Annotated in this window: 18 protein-coding genes; 13 read left to right on the forward strand and 5 right to left on the reverse strand. The window is 41.2% G+C overall.

From position 1 onward, the window contains the following. Positions 1 to 43: 43 nt before the first annotated feature. The 7 genes from AC0VYV_RS06610 to AC0VYV_RS06640 all read left to right on the forward strand — a co-directional run bounded on the left by AC0VYV_RS06610 (position 44) and on the right by AC0VYV_RS06640 (position 6,995). Positions 44 to 358: a hypothetical protein gene (locus AC0VYV_RS06610; RefSeq protein ID WP_475366929.1), complete on the forward strand. Its 315-nt coding sequence runs from the start codon at positions 44 to 46 to the stop codon at positions 356 to 358. Next, positions 355 to 2,058: an HNH/ENDO VII family nuclease gene (locus tag AC0VYV_RS06615; RefSeq protein WP_475374650.1), complete on the forward strand. Its 1,704-nt coding sequence runs from the start codon at positions 355 to 357 to the stop codon at positions 2,056 to 2,058. The genes AC0VYV_RS06610 and AC0VYV_RS06615 overlap by 4 nt, the downstream gene beginning before the upstream one ends. Before the next feature lie 13 nt (positions 2,059 to 2,071). Then, a complete protein-coding gene (locus AC0VYV_RS06620) occupies positions 2,072 to 2,494 on the forward strand; it encodes an SMI1/KNR4 family protein (RefSeq protein ID WP_475368681.1) in 423 nt (140 codons plus the stop codon). A gap of 335 nt (positions 2,495 to 2,829) precedes the next feature. Next, positions 2,830 to 4,272: an HNH/ENDO VII family nuclease gene (locus tag AC0VYV_RS06625; RefSeq protein ID WP_475374651.1), complete on the forward strand. Its 1,443-nt coding sequence runs from the start codon at positions 2,830 to 2,832 to the stop codon at positions 4,270 to 4,272. Further along, complete coding sequence (locus AC0VYV_RS06630; protein WP_475374652.1) at positions 4,269 to 4,712, forward strand: SMI1/KNR4 family protein; 444 nt, start codon at positions 4,269 to 4,271, stop codon at positions 4,710 to 4,712. Before AC0VYV_RS06625 ends, AC0VYV_RS06630 begins: the two co-directional genes overlap by 4 nt. A 385-nt stretch (positions 4,713 to 5,097) precedes the next feature. Further along, entirely contained in the window at positions 5,098 to 6,519 is a 1,422-nt protein-coding gene (locus AC0VYV_RS06635) for an HNH/ENDO VII family nuclease (protein WP_475374653.1), read from the forward strand. A gap of 2 nt (positions 6,520 to 6,521) precedes the next feature. Then, the gene (locus AC0VYV_RS06640) at positions 6,522 to 6,995 is read left to right on the forward strand and encodes an SMI1/KNR4 family protein (RefSeq protein WP_430244964.1); all 474 of its coding nucleotides are present in this window, start codon (positions 6,522 to 6,524) and stop codon (positions 6,993 to 6,995) included. Positions 6,996 to 7,217: 222 nt separating this feature from the next. Here AC0VYV_RS06640 and AC0VYV_RS06645 read toward each other — a convergent pair whose 3' ends face one another. Further along, positions 7,218 to 7,301, reverse strand: a complete 84-nt coding sequence (locus AC0VYV_RS06645) for a YjcZ family sporulation protein (RefSeq protein ID WP_194222236.1) — start codon at positions 7,299 to 7,301, stop codon at positions 7,218 to 7,220. Between the two features lie 173 nt (positions 7,302 to 7,474). Then, positions 7,475 to 8,059, reverse strand: a complete 585-nt coding sequence (locus AC0VYV_RS06650) for a helix-turn-helix domain-containing protein (RefSeq protein ID WP_430241147.1) — start codon at positions 8,057 to 8,059, stop codon at positions 7,475 to 7,477. Between the two features lie 487 nt (positions 8,060 to 8,546). Between AC0VYV_RS06650 and AC0VYV_RS06655 the strand changes: the two genes are divergently transcribed. Then, positions 8,547 to 9,179: an HNH endonuclease family protein gene (locus AC0VYV_RS06655; RefSeq protein WP_475374654.1), complete on the forward strand. Its 633-nt coding sequence runs from the start codon at positions 8,547 to 8,549 to the stop codon at positions 9,177 to 9,179. Positions 9,180 to 9,232: 53 nt separating this feature from the next. Next, complete coding sequence (locus AC0VYV_RS06660; protein ID WP_475374655.1) at positions 9,233 to 9,475, forward strand: hypothetical protein; 243 nt, start codon at positions 9,233 to 9,235, stop codon at positions 9,473 to 9,475. 55 nt (positions 9,476 to 9,530) lie between these two features. Here the strand turns inward: AC0VYV_RS06660 and AC0VYV_RS06665 are convergent, their stop codons facing one another. Genes AC0VYV_RS06665 through AC0VYV_RS06675 form a run of 3 tightly spaced genes read right to left on the reverse strand, consistent with a single transcriptional unit; the run spans position 9,531 to position 14,980 of the window. Further along, positions 9,531 to 11,093, reverse strand: coding sequence for a SagB family peptide dehydrogenase (locus tag AC0VYV_RS06665; protein WP_475374656.1), 1,563 nt, complete (start codon positions 11,091 to 11,093; stop codon positions 9,531 to 9,533). A gap of 19 nt (positions 11,094 to 11,112) precedes the next feature. Next, a complete protein-coding gene (locus AC0VYV_RS06670) occupies positions 11,113 to 13,059 on the reverse strand; it encodes a TOMM precursor leader peptide-binding protein (protein ID WP_475374657.1) in 1,947 nt (648 codons plus the stop codon). Beyond that, positions 13,049 to 14,980: a putative thiazole-containing bacteriocin maturation protein gene (locus tag AC0VYV_RS06675; RefSeq protein WP_475366938.1), complete on the reverse strand. Its 1,932-nt coding sequence runs from the start codon at positions 14,978 to 14,980 to the stop codon at positions 13,049 to 13,051. The genes AC0VYV_RS06670 and AC0VYV_RS06675 overlap by 11 nt, the downstream gene beginning before the upstream one ends. Positions 14,981 to 15,388: 408 nt before the next feature. Here AC0VYV_RS06675 and AC0VYV_RS06680 point away from each other — a divergent pair, with 408 nt between their 5' ends. The 4 genes from AC0VYV_RS06680 (at position 15,389) to AC0VYV_RS06695 (ending at position 17,785) form a co-directional block, all read left to right on the forward strand. After that, positions 15,389 to 15,628: a hypothetical protein gene (locus tag AC0VYV_RS06680; RefSeq protein ID WP_475366939.1), complete on the forward strand. Its 240-nt coding sequence runs from the start codon at positions 15,389 to 15,391 to the stop codon at positions 15,626 to 15,628. Further along, positions 15,606 to 15,926, forward strand: a complete 321-nt coding sequence (locus AC0VYV_RS06685; RefSeq protein WP_475366940.1) for a hypothetical protein — start codon at positions 15,606 to 15,608, stop codon at positions 15,924 to 15,926. Before AC0VYV_RS06680 ends, AC0VYV_RS06685 begins: the two co-directional genes overlap by 23 nt. Before the next feature lie 410 nt (positions 15,927 to 16,336). Then, on the forward strand, positions 16,337 to 17,557 hold the full coding sequence (gene hmpA / locus AC0VYV_RS06690; protein WP_475366941.1) for an NO-inducible flavohemoprotein: 1,221 nt from the start codon (positions 16,337 to 16,339) through the stop codon (positions 17,555 to 17,557). A 69-nt stretch (positions 17,558 to 17,626) separates the two neighbouring features. Further along, the gene (locus AC0VYV_RS06695) at positions 17,627 to 17,785 is read left to right on the forward strand and encodes a hypothetical protein (RefSeq protein WP_194220805.1); all 159 of its coding nucleotides are present in this window, start codon (positions 17,627 to 17,629) and stop codon (positions 17,783 to 17,785) included. The last annotated feature ends 8 nt before the right edge of the window (positions 17,786 to 17,793 follow it).

A 17,793-nucleotide genomic window follows, 5' to 3' on the forward strand; every position in this document is an offset into this window, starting at 1 on the left:
TTTATATGTGGTGAAGCGAGGTTTGGTCGAAAAGGAGGTTGCGGTGCTAAACGAACTAGAAGAGTTTAAACGTTATTTGGAGCGCATGAAGTATCGGGCAGAAGCCGAGGCGTTGGAAGCGTATCTAGGAAAGGTAAGGGAAGCTAGATTTGATATCGATGATAGTAAACGAGTCTTTGATCACCATCATTCGACTTATTCGACGAATTGGGTTGGAGAGTCGCGACAAGCTTTCGAGACCCTCATGGGAGAACTCGAACAAGCCTCTCAAAGTGTGTATGCGGTTCATGAGGAACTGACCTCTGCGATTAACGAAGAAATCGACCGACTTCTTCAGAAAGCGGAGGGCTTGAAGTGACAAGAATAGCGATAAAACCAGAACAATTAGATCAGCTGGCAAGCGGCATCCAGGATGCCGAGCGAAAAGCAGATGAAGCGATCAGCGATTTTAAATGGAACTATCAATCTCTTCTAATGAACATCACGGGCGCGAACACCGGTAAGATTGATGCCCTTCAAGCGGAGTTGCAATATGAAATGCGCAAATACCGAGACAAGCTCCATGACCTGCAGGCGGCAGTGAAATTAACTGAGAGAAAAATGACGGAAGAAGATCACTCGCTTTCGGCAAAGTTTGGTCTTATGGCATTAAAATTTAGTGGTTTAAACAAGCTGTTTCAGAATAATGATCCTATCACGGGAGAAGCATTAAGCTGGAGCGAACGTCTTTTTGGAAAAAATCCACTGACGGCTTCATACGGTGGTGCATTTGGAGAAGTGTTTCCAGATCTGCAATATACCTTAAACCCAAAGGTGATTCAGAGTAGGATGAAGCAAACGTATGAAAGTGTCGTGCTTGATCCTTTATCAAAAACGACGACTTATCTAGACGATGTCCGCCAGGATGTGTCGCATAGTGTGGTCAGGTACTCAAACTATGTGGATCGCTGGTGGGGAGAGACGCAGCAGAAGATTGATGAAGCGCGGAATACGGCACGGAGCTTTTTGGGTGATGTGGTAAAAGGTGTGCAGGTTGGAAGCGGGAATGCCGTGGAAGATATGATTGAGGGATTTAAGGATCTTAACGCATTAGGTGAAAAAGCATTCGGACCGAACCTTGCTGTATATCGCGATGAAGAAGATCTCCCTGAATTACTATTTAAAAGCTTAGAAACGATAAACTTCTATAAGAACATCTTTGGTGATCCAAAAGGCAACGTTCAAAAGGTGTTGGATGTACCGAAATACATGTGGCAAGGATTTAAAGAAGCCTGGGATCGAGACTTTGTGAACGGGGATGCCGAAAGTCGAACGGCATTCATTACTTACGGTCTAACATCATTAGGAATTGGAGCCATAGGAGATAAAGGTCTCGGCAAAATCGGAACAACAGCAAAAACAATTGAAGACGTTGCGGATGCCGCGAAGAATGTTAAAGTTGAAGGGAAGGGTGCTCAACCGGCGTTAGCTGGAGCGGGTGCAGGGGGGGCTTCTAGAGGTGGCGCTCCTTATAATGTGTGGAATGATCCGGTTTCTCGGATTAAGACTGAGATTGATCGGGTTTATGGTGGGAAGGATAGTAATAAAAGTTACACTAAGAAATCCACTAAAAAATCAAGTTTGAGTGGGAGAGAAGTAGAGCTTGATTGGTTAGGTGAAAAATATAAAGCAATAGAGGTTGAAGGCACTGTTAAAGTAAGCGGTAAAGAAATGGATATTTCTAGACGGGTTTATCAAATAAACGATATCGATTGGAATTACACTCCTAGTCACCCACTAGCTAAGGGTCTTTCAAATAGGGAATTGATCGCTAAAGGTCGGTCACCATATGTTATTGATAAAAACGGATTAGAGGTTCAAATTGAACTTCATCATTTAATTCAAAAGGAATCTGGAAATATGGTAGAGATAGTTGCAACAACTCATGATGATTATAAGAAAATATTACATGGCTTAATAAAAAACGGGGATAGCTTTAGGAATGATGAAGTTCTAGATAAACAATTCAATAATTTCAGAAAAAAATACTGGAAATGGCGTGCAAATAATTTAGATTGAGGGGAATATGCTTATGAATAATAACATTCTAAATATGATAAATGAATATATTGAAGCTGGAGACTTTAGTGGAGAAGTATCTGATGAGATTTTAACAAAAACAGAGAATACATTGAAAGTAATGTTCCCGATGGACTATAAAGAGTTTATCAAGAGATTTGGTTCTGGAGGAATTTGTGGGGTTGACATTCTAGGTGTTGAAAGAGAAGATTACGCATCGGTGGTTGAATATACAATTCGATATAGAAAATTAGGTTTACCAAGTAACTACATTGTTATAGAGGATGTCGATGAGTTTTTATATTGTTTAAACACAGTCGAAGAATATTATGTTATACGATGGGATGATATAAGTAAAAAAGAAATTAAAAGATATAAATCGTTTACTGACTATTTAGATGATAGTTTCCAAGAGGCGATTGATAATGTAGATTAAGATTTTGTGGGCAATCGCATAGCATTGTGGGGCTGGTATTCATGATGCGCTTTTAGAAAAAGGTGATAGGGAGAAATCTAGCCGTGGGGACAGGTACCTCGTCCCACTAAAGAGAGAAGTAGTGTGAAAAAACCGCCCTATGTTGTTTTTTTCGCTCCATCATTGGGGGTACGTTTCTCATGATACAAAATTCGAAATAAAATGAAAGGGAGCATTAATTAGTGGGATAATTAATGCTCCCCTTTTTTTATGGGATTAACTCAACAGAACCGTCCCGATAATTACAATATGAAATGCGCAAATACCGGGACAAGCTCCATGACCTGCAGGCGGCAGTGAAATTAACCGAGAGAAAAATGACGGAAGAAGATCACTCGCTTTCTGCGAAGTTCGGTCTTATGGCATTAAAATTCAGTAGCTTAAACAGGTTGTTCCAGGATTATGATCCTGTTACGGGTGAAGCGTTAAGCTGGAGTGAACGTCTTTTTGGGAAAAATCCACTAACGGCTTCATACAGTGGTGCATTTGGAGAGATGTTTCCAGACCTGCAACATGCCCTGAATCCACAGGTCATCCTGAGTAGGATGAAACAGACGTATGAAAGTGTCGTGCTTGATCCTTTATCAAAAACGACGGCTTATCTAGACGATGTGCGCCGGGATGTGTCGCACAGTGTAGTTAGGTACTCAAGCTATGTGGATCGCTGGTGGGGAGAGACGCAGCAGAAGGTTGATGAAGCGCGGAATACGGCACGGAGCTTTTTAGGTGATGTGGTAAAGGGTGTGCAGGTTGGAAGCGGGAATGCCGTAGAGGATGCGATTGATGGGTTTAAGGAGCTTAACGCGTTAGCTGAAAAAGCATTTGGACCGAACCTTGCTGTGTATCGCGATGAAGAAGATCTCCCTGAATTACTATTTAAAAGCTTAGAAACGATAAACTTCTATAAGAACATTTTTGATGATCCAAAAGGCAATGTCCAGAAGGTGTTGGATGTACCAAAATACATGTGGCAAGGGTTTAAGGAAGCCTGGGATCGAGACTTTGTGAACGGCGATGCCGAAAGTCGAACGGCATTCATTACTTACGGTCTAACATCATTAGGAATTGGAGCAATAGGAGATAAAGGTCTCGGCAAAATCGGAACAACCGCAAAAACGATTGAGGATGTTGCGGATGCCGCGAAGAATGTTAAGGTTGAAGGGAAGGGTGATCAACCGGCGTTAGCAGGGGCGGGTGCTGGGGCAATTTCTAAAGGTGGCGCTCCTTATAATGTGTGGAATGATCCGGTTTCGCGGATCAAGACTGAGATTGATCGGGTTTATGGTGGGAAGGGTAGTAAGGTTACTAATGGTTCGGATAAATTAAAGTCAGCAAAAGATATTTATAAAGTTTCACCTAAAAGTGTTAACCAAGCGCTAGTAGGATACGAGCAAACTCATAAATTCACAGCACAATTTAGGGGATTTGAAGTAAAAGCACAGCGTTCCTTATCACATATGTCTGATAAACAATTGATATACTTATTTAAAAAAGGTTACTCACCAAAGGATGGAGCAAATGATACAATTATACTTCATCATCATGAACAACAAATTGAGGGACCAATGATTGAGATGCCTAATAGATACCATGATTTAGGTAATAAGAGACAACATCCATTTGGAAATTCAGGTGGAGTTGGCAGTGGAGAAGCTAGGATTGAATTTAATACTTGGCGTAAAGAATATTGGAAGGCAAGATACGCCAATGAAATGATTAAAAGGGGGATCATTGAATGAAGATAGAAATATTAAATGCTATCGATGAAGAAGTCGAAATGTGCCCAGAAGCCTTTGGGGGACCTCTTAATATTGAGGAAGTAAACCAAGCAGAAGATGAACTAAAAGTAAAATTGCCAGAGGATTTTAAAGAATTTCTTTTGAGATATGGTTCTGGAGCAGCTGGTGAGGCTATTATTTTGGGATTGAAAGAGGCAGAGTTTGTTGCAACACCATCATTTGTAGAGAAATCTTTACATTTTAGAAAAGTACTCCCTAAAGGGTATGAAAAATTTACTGCTATTGGTATTGACGGTGCAGGGAATCCCGTAGGATTTAATTTCCCGAATACAGAGATTATTACATTTGACTTGAATTTTGGTGGGAAAAATATTATAGCAGAGAGTTTTGAGGAGTACTTAGAGAAAGCAATACGTGAAGAATTAAATATACATTTTTAAAATCCAAGATATAAATTGCAATAAGATAAACTAAAGTAAATTAACTGTAAGCATTTGATTGCATATTAGGCAACAAGTGCTTTTTTGAGAGAAATTAAGGCTTTTGGCAAGATAAAATGCTTGTATACATCACAAAGGCGGTTCCAAAGGAAATTAATTATGAGAATATTAAAGGTTATGCGGACAGGTACCTCGTTCCACTAAAGAAAGACAGAAATAGAGGGAATAAACCAACCTATGTTATCTTTTCGCTCCACCATCGCGTGTACGTTTCTCATGATACAAAAATTCTAAATAAAGTGAAAGGGAGCATTAATTATTCCACTAATTAATGCTCCCTTTCTTTATGCGATGGAGACAACAGAACCGTCCCGACGATTATGAAATGCGCAAATACCGAGACAAGCTCCATGACCTGCAGGCGGCAGTGAAATTAACTGAGAGAAAAATGACGGAAGAAGATCACTCGCTTTCGGCAAAGTTTGGTCTTATGGCATTAAAATTTAGTGGTTTAAACAAGCTGTTTCAGAATAATGATCCTATCACGGGAGAAGCATTAAGCTGGAGCGAACGTCTTTTTGGAAAAAATCCACTGACGGCTTCATACGGTGGTGCATTTGGAGAAGTGTTTCCAGATCTGCAATATACCTTAAACCCAAAGGTGATTCAGAGTAGGATGAAGCAAACGTATGAAAGTGTCGTGCTTGATCCTTTATCAAAAACGACGACTTATCTAGACGATGTCCGCCAGGATGTGTCGCATAGTGTGGTCAGGTACTCAAACTATGTGGATCGCTGGTGGGGAGAGACGCAGCAGAAGATTGATGAAGCGCGGAATACGGCACGGAGCTTTTTGGGTGATGTGGTAAAAGGTGTGCAGGTTGGAAGCGGGAATGCCGTGGAAGATATGATTGAGGGATTTAAGGATCTTAACGCATTAGGTGAAAAAGCATTCGGACCGAACCTTGCTGTATATCGCGATGAAGAAGATCTCCCTGAATTACTATTTAAAAGCTTAGAAACGATAAACTTCTATAAGAACATCTTTGGTGATCCAAAAGGCAACGTTCAAAAGGTGTTGGATGTACCGAAATACATGTGGCAAGGATTTAAAGAAGCCTGGGATCGAGACTTTGTGAACGGGGATGCCGAAAGTCGAACGGCATTCATTACTTACGGTCTAACATCATTAGGAATTGGAGCCATAGGAGACAAAGGTCTCGGCAAAATTGGAACAACCGCAAAAACGATTGACGATGTTGCGGATGCCGCGAAGAGTGTTAAGGTTGATGGGAAGAGTGCTCAACCGGCGTTAGCTGGAGCGGGTGCTGGGGGAACTTCGGTTTCTAAAAGTGGCGCACCTTATAATGTGTGGAATGATCCGGTTTCTCGGATTAAGACTGAGATTGATCGGGTTTATGGTGGGAAGGGTACTAGTAGGAAATTCAGTGGGTATAATTATTGGGATAAGACTATTGAATTTAATCATATAAAAGTTTATCAAAGAGACGATATTATTAATCCTAATAAAAAAGATGCGCGAGGAAGAACAAATCTCGATAGGATGAAAAAAGGTTTAGCTCCACTTGGCCCTGATGGAAAATCAATAAATCTTCATCACACTACTCAGCGAAATGAAAGTTCTATAGCAGAGGTTACATCAACCTTTCATAAAGAAAATAGTCTCGTAATTCATATCAATCCAAATAAAATCCCTTCTGGTATTAATAGGAAAGAATTTAACAAATGGCGAAGTGAATATTGGAAAAATAGATACAATGACTATATATTTGGGAGTGAATCATAAAGATGAGTATTGATCATTATCATAAAGCAAAAAAATATATTTTAAATGAAGAGGATACAGCCGACTTTGTTGGAGGTCGTTCAAATGAATTAATACAGTTAGCGGAGCAAGAGTTAGGCTTTAAGTTTACCGGCGCATATCTTGACTTTTTAAAAACATTTGGAGCTGGTAATTTTGGTTCTCAAGAGATCTATGGAATAATTGACCGAGATTTTGAAAATTCTGCGGTTCCGGATGCAATATGGTATACATTAACAGAACGCAAGAATATATATCTTCCTAATCACCTTTTAGTTATTTACGATAGTGGATTCGGTGAACTATACTGTTTGGATTTTAATCAACTGGATGATACGGGAGAACCACAAATAGTTTCTTTTGATACGGGTGTAGAAATAGAGAATCAAATTTATGAGTTAATTGCGAACGACTTTGGAGATTTTCTACTTGATTTAGTGATGGAAGAAATGGAGTAATTATGTTGCATTAAGAATTATCGCTTTAGCCTCGTGGGAACGGTTCTCATGATGCAATAAATTGAGCATCTAAGCATCGCGGGGATGGTTCTCATAATGCAATATTTCGAAAAACGTTAAAAGAAGCATTCATTATTCCAATAATGAATGCTTCTTTTATTTATGAGGTGGAATCACCAGAACCGTCCCGGCGATTCCGGCGATTCCCCTTCATTGGTATTATCAGTTTACAAAAGCAACGCCGACGATGATCAATAGAACGAACAAGACAACAATTAGGGCGAAGCTGTTATTGTATCCAGACATAGTTATCACTCCTGTGATTTTCAAGTTAAGAGGTAATGGATCACTCTCATTAATAGAATATGCAATGGTTTGAAAGGAGTGAGGACAAGTAGTGAAAATAGTCTTTAGTGGTTTAATGTATCGGGGGTCAGGTACGTGCCTGACCCCCTCTTTAGTTCCGGTTCACAAAAAGCTCATATCAGCTGATAATACAATCCGAATTTCGTATCATACCACAATAATTTGCCATGCTTGCTTTTAGGAAGGCGTGCTTGTAAATTCCATTCCGGATATTGCTTCATAATTCGAACTTGATCTCCGGTTGCAAAAGCAATGAATGAGATATAGTGATTTTTAGACATCGGATGTTCGCTAGAAATATACCATTCATTGTCAATATCCATGATGGTAAGTTGGTTTTCAGTTGTTGCTTTCTTTGCTTCTAATCGATCTAATTTTCTTCCGCAGCAAGATATGGAAATATCTCCAGTTGCTAAAGCGATATTTTGACATAATTCACATACAAAGTAATTTGATTTTTTCATATTTCCTCCTACAAAATCATTTGACGCTAAATCACCATCTAAGATACTTTCAATGTTAACTCCTAACAGTTCAGATAACTGTGGTAATAGCGAAATATCTGGACAGCCATAACCTCGCTCCCACTTTGAAACGGTTCGATCAGAAATGTTCATTAGATCGGCTAATTGCTTCTGAGTAAGGCGTTTTTCCTTCCTCAAACTATAAATTAGTTCTCCCACTTTGCTATTGTTCATCGTATTCTCCTCCTACTACGTTTCTATCTTATAAGCTAAAAAGCTCAGTAACAACAAACGTTCCGTAGAGTTTTTTATAAAGAAACAGGGTGACGATTCGAGATTGAAAAAAGGTCTGATTTGGTCTTAATAGTTTAGGTCATTTTATCGTGGGTGATTCGCACTGATTTTTTCATATCATCCAAAGGTCACGCTTTTTATGAAGCTTGTAAAAATTGTTGGGAACATCTACTTAAAAATGAGAGAACGCTCACTAGCTCATATGAACCAACTTTGATTATATGTCTTTGAACGGTAGAACATTGTTTGAAAATTATGCTAGATTTAAGTCGCGCTCATACATAAAAGAAACATACTGCTTGATAAAAGAGGTTACTACGCTTTGTTATGTCTCAGTTCTCTTTTTGACTTAAAAGACTATTAATATCTCTTTCGCCTGAACGAAGGTGTTAGGACATAAATAATCAAAAAAGTAGGAGGCATTACTATGTTAAAGAAATCGATTTTAGTTGTTTTTACGTTGGTTCTGTTGTTTAGTGGATATCAATTTGGTCTTCCGTCGGCTCTTGCGATCCCTCCTGGAACGCCGTCAAAGTCTGCCGCACAATCTCAATTGGATTCCTTGACTGTACAGTCTGAAGATTCTATGTCTGGATACTCACGTGATAAATTCTCACACTGGATTGGACAGGGAAATGGCTGTGACACGCGTCAGTTGGTGCTGCAGAGGGATGCTGATTATTACAGCGGTGACTGTCCTGTAACGTCTGGTAAATGGTACAGCTACTTTGATGGCGTGCAAGTGTATGACCCGTCTGATTTAGATATCGACCATATGGTTCCGTTGGCAGAGGCGTGGCGTTCAGGAGCAAGTAGTTGGAGCACACAAAAGCGAGAGGATTACGCGAATGACCTTGATGGTCCGCATCTTATTGCAGTAACGGCAAGCAGCAACCGCTCCAAGGGTGATCAGGATCCGTCTACTTGGAAGCCAACGCGTTACAGTGCTCACTGCGGGTATGCAAAGTGGTGGATCAATACGAAGTATGACTATGATTTAAGCCTTCAGTCTTCAGAGAAATCGGCTCTTCAAAACATGCTGAATACGTGTAGTTATTAATTCGGGTTAGTGGATAGTTTGATCGTTTCGACAAGCTGAGGAGGTGCGCTCAAATGAAACAAAAGTCTTCCATTTTCACTGCAACTCACGGTGTTATGACCGAAGAAGTAGGTGTGATTAGCGGGGAGCTTGAACTGGTGACTTCCTGTGATGAGAAAGGCGATCTCACGCTTCGCATCACGTATGTAGGAGCAGAGGAGTGGTACACGCTCCCTGGGAAAGAATACCGCTTACACGATGTGCGTGACCATGAAGTCATGCACCGTTTGCTCGTATCGGTGCTTGAGCGCTCTTGAAATTCGACAAGTGACAGGCACCAAAAGGGGTCAGGTGCGTACCTGACCCCTTCTCCTAACTATGCATACCCCCAACCAACCAACTTTTAGCACGATGAAACCCCACAGGAATTTGAATAATTGTCGTTTTCTGTGCAGCTTCCAGTTCATAAATGTCATCACAACCATTGATATCAAAACCAAGCAGGGGATGACCGTTCATGCCAAGTGCGCTGGCCGTTAATAATAGTTGCTGAAGAAGCATCCCAGCTTCCATATGTTGAATGCGATAGCCTCTGTAGCCAAGTTCTGCTTTGTGATACGTGCAATCTCCGACTAAATGCAGGCAGATCGGAACTTGATGCAGATTAACGTTGTGAAGGGACATTCCAGCTTGGAGGTCTAAACGAAAGTCACCCTCTTTAATGGTTAAAAGGGAATGTGAAGTAGGGTCATACCGATAAGCCCCGTTCGGAATGCCATCTACTTGATAAAAGCACCCGTAAAGAGAGACGCGTGACAATTGGTTTTCTTCCTTATCTAAATCGTTAGCGTACCGGTAGGAATCGGTGCTTTCCTTCAGAAGGGAAGCGAGCTGAATCTGATCGATTCTTTGTCCGTTAAAATCCATTTCTGGTGAATAGCGATTCTGACAAACGTGAGCTAAATCTTTGGTTATCTCTCTTGCTTTAGGCAAAGCAATCTTTGGCTTTTTTTCCAGTTTTTCTTCGCTTTTCTTAAGACCTCGGATTAACTCGGTTGTTTCAAGCAGCGTAGCATGATGAACCAGTGCGATTTCAGGAAACGGTAAGACGTTTTGAGAACGTTGGTAATGCGTTGTTTTGATTTTAGGAATTTCTTTAACCAACTCTGCTGCTGAACATTCTCCAGGCGCCTCTTCATGCACAATATTATGCTTTGATAGCGGAATGACCGCGTAAGTACTTTCCTCCAGTTCTTCTAGCCCCAGTAAGTGATTGATCGCTGAATCTAGAAATTGAAAATGAACCTTCGGATAGAAGCGAAAACATTTACTAACCTCCAATAGCTGACCAATAAGTGCCCCCGCATCCAATCCTTGAAGACGATAGGAAAAGTTGTTGTATTTAAAAAAGTTCTTCCAAAACATCGTCGTGATGATGACGGCCCCAAAACAGCTCGAAAGGTTAGAGCTACTTCCTAGTGCGCTGTTTAAGTAAGAATCAAAATAACCTTTACGTAACAAAAGAAGACGATGATGGGCAACATCATAATGGTAAATCCCATTCGGTAGTTCATCTAGTTTAAGATATAGATACAGTTCACTTGGATATAAGCCGCCTCCTGATGGGGGGAAGCGGCGGAATGATTGCATCGTTTCCGTTGATTCGCCACCCTCGTCAGATGGAAAAGCTGTCTGACTAATCTGAGACAGCCCATAAACATACCAGAGAAAATAACCGATTGTTTTCAGATCGGGCGTTGGGTGAAACGATGATTCTTGAATAGCGAATGGAACATCATGAGCAAGAGCGTATTCCGGCAAATGACGATAAATCTTAAATGGAAGGGGAGCATCGTCCCAATTCACTTCCCAGTTCGGTGGCGTCACTAGGTCATTTCGGAAATGCAGTTGATGTAGGAACAAATCAAGATTCATCACTAACCTCCTCGCCACGTTAAGGGAACGGATGCGGATAAGGGTTAAGCTCCTCAACTGTTAGTTCGCGATCAACATATCCGAGTTCTTTTGGAACTTTTAATACTCTGCTTAAGCCTGTGATGCGTCTCAGGTGATGGCCAAAAGTCATCGGCAGCATGCCTGGAATGATGACCTTTGCGCAGTGAAGTCCGTTCCGATGAATTTCAGGTGTAGTTTGATCAACGACGATGACATCCAAGTCCAAACGGCGAAAGGTTTGTAACATCGTATTTAGATCATCCGTGAGGTCGGCATGATGTTTTGCCGGTTGAAAAGCTTCTTGGAATGTTTGCATAGGTCGATTCTGATTTAGTAAAAAGTGAAGGCGTTCTTCCGCTTCAGGAAGTCCGTATACCATGCCGTGATCATCCATTTTCTTCACGAGAGAAGAGTCGTGATACATGGCTAGAAATTCATCTTTCTTGTTTTTAAAATCTTTATTTAACGGTGGGATCAGTCCAACACTCTCAAAGATTGCACTTTTTACAGCTCTCACAGGGTCGAGATGTGCGCCAGCCGCACACATCAGATTTAAGCGATCGGTATGAGAAGTGCGGTTCTTCGTAATCGTTAAGATGCAGGGGATGTTGTGTTCCATCGTTGCATTGTATAAATAAAGATCATAGCCTAGTACTTCTCGCATGCGGTCGATCATCAAATCGAGCTCTTCGTCATTTGATGAGACTGGATCAATCCGAGGAAGAGAGAGCTTTGCATACCATGTTAATAGAAAAGAGTCGCGTTCAAGCACTTCCATCATGCCGTAGAAAATCGCTTCTTCAAGACTTCCTCCGATCGCACAGCCATTAGACGTTTCAAACACAAACCCGTCGCCGCAGCCCATGCTGTAATAAGCGAGCCGCTCTGGCACGAGAATCGGCTTTTTTTCAATAAGAGAGTAGCCCCACACCCAGTTCATTTTTCGATCAGTATGAAATGGAGCGAATGGATAGCCTTGCTCTGCATACTGTTCATCGGCATGAACGCCGAGCTTAAGAGGGTTCAAGGCTCGATCCAGATTGCGATAGGAATCGTGAACAACGGTTCTTTTACCTTTTGGATCAATGCCACAAGACCGCTCCAACCCTTCCAATATCGCTGTCATTTCACTCATCGCATACGAATTTGTTCTTCCTGCAGAGCCTTCATTTCCATTAAACAGAGGAAGGTTAACGATCGCATCAGCATACGGTGTTTCAAAATCGATCATAAGACGATTTAATAGACCTGTTCGTGGATCGAGATAATCTCTTGAAAGTACGTTGCTTAAGTCGTCCATCGAACGACATCGATAGCTATCTTCACTAATTTTCAAACTTGGTTTAAGCGTAATCACCGCATCCGTTTCGGAGTCTTCGGGCAAATGACTGCAAACGGAACAATAGGCGTCTGGTAAGATACGATGGCGAGAGCTCTCAAGGGAACCTAAATTGGTAAATTGAATCACCCTTTCTAATTGAGGAGACTTAAGATGTACCACATTGTGCACTTCATTTTTGATTAGTTGAGCCATTTGAAGAAGTCCCGTTTGAGAGAGCCATTCATCACGAATATCGCCATCGGCCTTGCTTAAAACCTGTTGAATTTTCCATAGATCTTCCCGGTCGTTCGCTGCCATCATCTTTCTTGTATCCGCACATTGTGAACAGCCTTCACGACCGGGGCGAACGAGCGGACCAACGACACCTTCACCAAATGATAAGAAGCCCCGTAGCCAATCGATACCGTGCTCCCGCGCCACTTCCTCCGCAAGTTTATGGATCGATGGATTCCAATAGTCATGGATGACGAGCAACAATGTCGTATTCTTAGGAATCGCCTTCTCTAAGTCTGGAAGGAGAGTGAGGTGATGGAAGGGAGCCAGTTCTTTCGCTACGCGTTGTTGTAACATGCCATTTCCTACTAGTGTAATATTAGCGCTCACGTCGTCTCCCCCTTCCTAACAACACACCGTAGACATCTAGATATCCATCTTTTTCAAAGGTTTCGAGATTTATTTTTACAATGGAAAGCTCCTTTTTTTGTTGTTCGAAAAGGTCCACCACGGAACGAAGAATGTTAGCCTGGTCGTTCGTGTCATAGGCAGGAATATCAATGGATTGAACTGCTTTTTCTTCAAACTGAATCGTTGAAAAAGACGGAGCTGCCGAAGTTGATTTGTTTTGTGCCTCTTTAACTGCCTGAAGAAGCGCGCCGCGCAAAGCCAGCGTGAGAGTAAATCCGATAGTTCCGTACCAGCGGTTATCTTCCGCTTCCCTCCATACGACAGGAAGTCCGTACACATCTTTCCCTAAGCCTAGCTCCGGCACTTTCTTCATGGTCGATAAAACTTTCAAATAGTAGTTACAGAGATTGTCTTCAACTTGATCGAAGGAAAGTTTGGATATGTTTGCAGTGCACTGATCCGCTTTCTCATTCCACTCCTCTTCAAGTGTTTTTTGCAGAGCCCGGCTAACTCCTTCAATGAACGTTTCTCCAGCTCCAATATGAAGGTCGGTTTGTATATAAGGACAATTCTCCAATTGAGAGGGAAGTGATGAGATGATCTTCTCCTTTAAAGGAAGTACGTACTGCTCAATTCCGGTCAAACCAGCTTCTCGCCTCGCTTCTTCGTGGGTTAAAGCGGCAATTAGGATACTCGGATGTCGTAAAGAAGGGTCATCTGGTTGTATGTTAACCGTTTGAATTTCACATTGAGCTAAAGGTAATTGATTCAGCTCGCCTTCTTCCCACTTATGGAAAATACCTAACTCGCTTGAGGTTAACTGACTGAAATAGTAGAGAAGTTCGTTTTGAGCTTTTTTTCCATCATTTGTCCTTATCTTTTCTAATACGTTTTCTACCCTTATAACGTCGAGCTTTGCTGATACGAGCGGATGAGGTTGATACGGATGCCATTTGCCTTCAAGTGTCTCGAGGTTAAGGAGATACATTTGGTTGTGCGACAGCACAGGGATGCCCGTGCTCTTTTTAAATAATTCAAATACGATCACATTCGCTAGCATTGCACCTGCTGGGGAAGAGAGTGAGCTCGTTTGTTCGTTCCGGTTCATGCTTCGCCATGCAGATTCCCAGCAGCCGGAATCGGGGCTTACAAGTGGGCCAGCCACACCAACCTTTCTAGGGCAGAGTGCTGGGATGAATAGTTTTCTTTTTTCTTGGCAGGCATGAAGGATGGTTCGTAGTTCTTTGACATTTCCTTCTTGTGATACGTATAAAATCGCATCGAATGGCTCGACCAGGGCATCCCATGAGAGCGGATCATTATCCTTTGTTAATGTGAGTTCAATAGAAACTTCAGGGTCTGTTTGTCTCGCAGCCGCCTCTAATTCCCTTATTCTTTGTTGACTGGTGTTCGTGTTTGTTAGTAACGTATGGAACCGGGGCAAGCCGGATGTAAGTAAAGATGACACTAATCCAATTAACATGGATTCTTCTCCGATAGCTAAAACGTTTTGCTCTCGGTATCGTTGAAACCGGTAAGCTCCTGAATCACAGAAACTTTCGATGTATTCAATCTGTGCAGCGAATTTCTCCACCACATGTGGTTTCAACTGATGGGAGCGGTCTTTACTAATGTCATGAAGAAACCCATTCGTAAAGAGGGAATCGGTAATCTCGTAAACACGATTACGATAGGGATCTGGTAATCCATCTGTTAAGCAAGCTAGCGAATATTCCCCGTTATACATTGGAATAAGCTTTTCTATCCATTGATGAATCGTGCTACCTTCCATACGAAACGAACCTGAATTGTTTCTAAAATAAACGCTCCCGTTCGGCTCTGGCATGAAGAAAGTGCCCTTCTTTAGCTTTAAACGCATAGAAGGATGAATATTCATCATCAGACACCTCCTGATTCACTGATCTGACTTCATACTAGGAGTCTATGTTCGTTGCTTTGTCTCATATGTGTGGACAAAATCGCGACACCACGGCTGACGAATTTCAAATGAGTTTACTGACACAAAGTAAGGATAGTTTAAGTAGGATAAGGGGTTGGATATTTATGTTAAAGTTGAGATGGAAAGTGAAAAAGTTATTTCTGAAAAGGGCAGCAATTTTCAACAATTTGCTAAGAGATAATAGACAATTTGAAACGAATGTTCATGCCTATTTTATGAAGAATGAGAGGCCATACGCATGGACTATTTGAGGGGATTCTGTCTCCTATAGGCAATGGCATTCAAAACAACTCCTTCAATAATGCGATAACCGAAAATGAAACCGAAGAATGAAGGGAGTCTTTAATAATGAAGAAAAAGAAGAAACTCATCCATTCCGAATGGAGATGGAGTGTGCTGGCTTTGGCGGTTTTCATCGGAGGGAGCTTTGGAAGTCAACTCGTCTTTCTGCCTGATGTTCCCTATTTACCTCCTATCTATGGGGCTTTAACCGGTTCTTTATTACTAGTTATCGCGAATGTGATTTACGTTCTTTATAAGAGAAAGAAAAATACCAGGGCGGGGGATGAGAAACAAAACCACATGTAAGTTTGTGGCAGATGAACGAGAAGAGTTCGTGAACGCGACTAATCGTGCAGTGGAACTTGATGATCAAAAAGTGATTAAAACACCTCCAGTCTTGACTTACGATCTTATTACGGATGAAAACACTTACCAAACATTTCATTTATGGATGACTGAAACCGGAGAAGGATTCATTCAAAGTCTTTTGTTGGAAGATCGTTTCACTTACCGATTGGAGGAAGGAGCGGTAACCGATTTAACCACCTTTTTGAACAACGAAGGAAATGTTGATCTTAGTACTCATATTGAGTTTGAACAATAAAGAACTTAGAGACATTCCTCTCTAACAAAGCATTTCTCCGAGATGGAGAAGTGCTTTTTTAATGAAGGTAAAGGTTGAGAAGAGGGAGAGTTCGAAACGTCCTTTGGTCTATAAACTAGCGAACAGGATGCTTAATGAGCTATCTACAGAACCCAATAGAAATATAAGTCTTCCCTCTTCTGAAATGTGTCCATTTACTTAAAACCTTCCTATGCGCATTGATTTTAATATAGATGTCTATTACCATAAAGATGTATTCAAAATACTTCTTTAAAAACCGGTTCATACACCTGTTCTTTTATCCGGCATCTACTATCACGGTTCATTAAGTGATCGATTGATTGAAAAAGCAAGAGAGGTGTATAAGGACTAGAAACATTGCCAACATTAGATCAGAAAGGGGTTATGACATGTTAAACGAAAATACAATTAAGATCGTCAAATCAACTGCTCCGGTATTGCAGGAGCATAGCCAGGAGATCGGGGAAAGATTCTATGAATTGTTATTCTCGCGCGTACCAGATCTATATAATATGTTTAACCAAACGAATCAAAAATTAGGTACTCAACAAGGAGCACTTGCGTACGGCGTTTATTTAGCTGGAGCCAATATTGATAATCTAGAAGAAATCGAGTCAATGGTAGAGAGAGTGACTGAAAAACACCGGGCTCTAGGTGTTCAGCCTGAACAATACCCAATTGTAGGGAAAACGTTACTTGAAGCAGTTAAAGATGTTCTGGGCGATACGGCAACAGACGAGATTATCGATGCCTGGGGAGAAGCTTACACAGCTATTGCAGATATTTTCATTAAAACAGAAGCTAAGCTCTACGAACAAACAGATCAGAAACAGGGTGGATGGATCGGAAATCGTTCTTTCTATGTCGATCGTAAGGTGAAAGAAAGCGATGTTATTACTTCATTTTATTTAAAACCAGAGGACGGTGGTCCTATTGCGTCTTATAAACCTGGCCAGTATCTCACGTTAGAAGCCAATATAGAGGGTGAACAATATTCTCATATGAGGCATTATAGTTTGTCAGATGCTCCTAATAAAGATTATTACCGAATTAGCGTTAAACGTGAGGATGCCGTAGACGATGCACCAGCCGGAATAGTATCAAACTATCTTCATCATGATATTTCTGAAGGTCACACACTATCTATTGCAGCACCAGCAGGGGATTTCACCTACACAACTGACGACCAACCGATTGTGTTGATTAGTGGAGGTGTAGGAATTACACCGATGTTGAGCATGCTGAATAGCCTGGTTGAGAACGGTTCGAATCGTGAAATCACGTTCATTCATGCTGCTCAAAATAGCAATGTACATGCAATAGGGGAGCACGTAGAGAAGTTAGCGAAAGAAAATTCAAACGTTTCTTATTATGTGTGTTATTCTGATCCAACTGAACAGGATCGCGCTGAGCTTCGCTTTGATAAAGAAGGGTTGATTGATTTAGATTGGCTTCAATCGGTCTTATCTAATCATCAAAAAGACTTTTACTTTTGTGGTCCCCTTCCCTTCTTGAAATCTGTAAATGAATCGCTTAAAGAATGGGGAGTACCAGCAGAGAGACGTCACTATGAGTTGTTCAGTCCTGTTAGTACAATTGAGGAAGAATAGCTCCCTACTAAAAGTGATAGATAAGCCGATCTAATGTGGCGCATAGATACGTTGAAGGGAGAGGTATTTATGGAAACGAAAGAAAATGAAAAAGTCCTCCGCTTGCAAACGGTGCTTGAAGAAGCTTTAAAACCGATTACTACAAAATTGGAAACGTTAGAAAGAGATGTAGCATCGGTACAAAAAGCACAAGAAGAATTAAAAAAGATGGTGCAAAAAGAAAAATAAGCTATTAC

It is taken from the genome of Anaerobacillus sp. QJM3NY_17 (assembly GCF_056173665.1).

Coding starts and splice junctions, on each gene's coding strand:
- AC0VYV_RS06620 (WP_475368681.1), top strand. CDS start 2,072: ATGAATAATAACATTCTAAATATGATAAATGAATATATTGAAGCTGGA.
- AC0VYV_RS06630 (WP_475374652.1), top strand. CDS start 4,269: ATGAAGATAGAAATATTAAATGCTATCGATGAAGAAGTCGAAATGTGC.
- AC0VYV_RS06635 (WP_475374653.1), top strand. CDS start 5,098: ATGCGCAAATACCGAGACAAGCTCCATGACCTGCAGGCGGCAGTGAAA.
- AC0VYV_RS06640 (WP_430244964.1), top strand. CDS start 6,522: ATGAGTATTGATCATTATCATAAAGCAAAAAAATATATTTTAAATGAA.
- AC0VYV_RS06645 (WP_194222236.1), bottom strand. CDS start 7,301: ATGTCTGGATACAATAACAGCTTCGCCCTAATTGTTGTCTTGTTCGTT.
- AC0VYV_RS06650 (WP_430241147.1), bottom strand. CDS start 8,059: ATGAACAATAGCAAAGTGGGAGAACTAATTTATAGTTTGAGGAAGGAA.
- AC0VYV_RS06655 (WP_475374654.1), top strand. CDS start 8,547: ATGTTAAAGAAATCGATTTTAGTTGTTTTTACGTTGGTTCTGTTGTTT.
- AC0VYV_RS06660 (WP_475374655.1), top strand. CDS start 9,233: ATGAAACAAAAGTCTTCCATTTTCACTGCAACTCACGGTGTTATGACC.
- AC0VYV_RS06665 (WP_475374656.1), bottom strand. CDS start 11,093: ATGAATCTTGATTTGTTCCTACATCAACTGCATTTCCGAAATGACCTA.
- AC0VYV_RS06675 (WP_475366938.1), bottom strand. CDS start 14,980: ATGATGAATATTCATCCTTCTATGCGTTTAAAGCTAAAGAAGGGCACT.
- AC0VYV_RS06680 (WP_475366939.1), top strand. CDS start 15,389: ATGAAGAAAAAGAAGAAACTCATCCATTCCGAATGGAGATGGAGTGTG.
- AC0VYV_RS06685 (WP_475366940.1), top strand. CDS start 15,606: ATGAGAAACAAAACCACATGTAAGTTTGTGGCAGATGAACGAGAAGAG.
- hmpA (WP_475366941.1), top strand. CDS start 16,337: ATGTTAAACGAAAATACAATTAAGATCGTCAAATCAACTGCTCCGGTA.
- AC0VYV_RS06695 (WP_194220805.1), top strand. CDS start 17,627: ATGGAAACGAAAGAAAATGAAAAAGTCCTCCGCTTGCAAACGGTGCTT.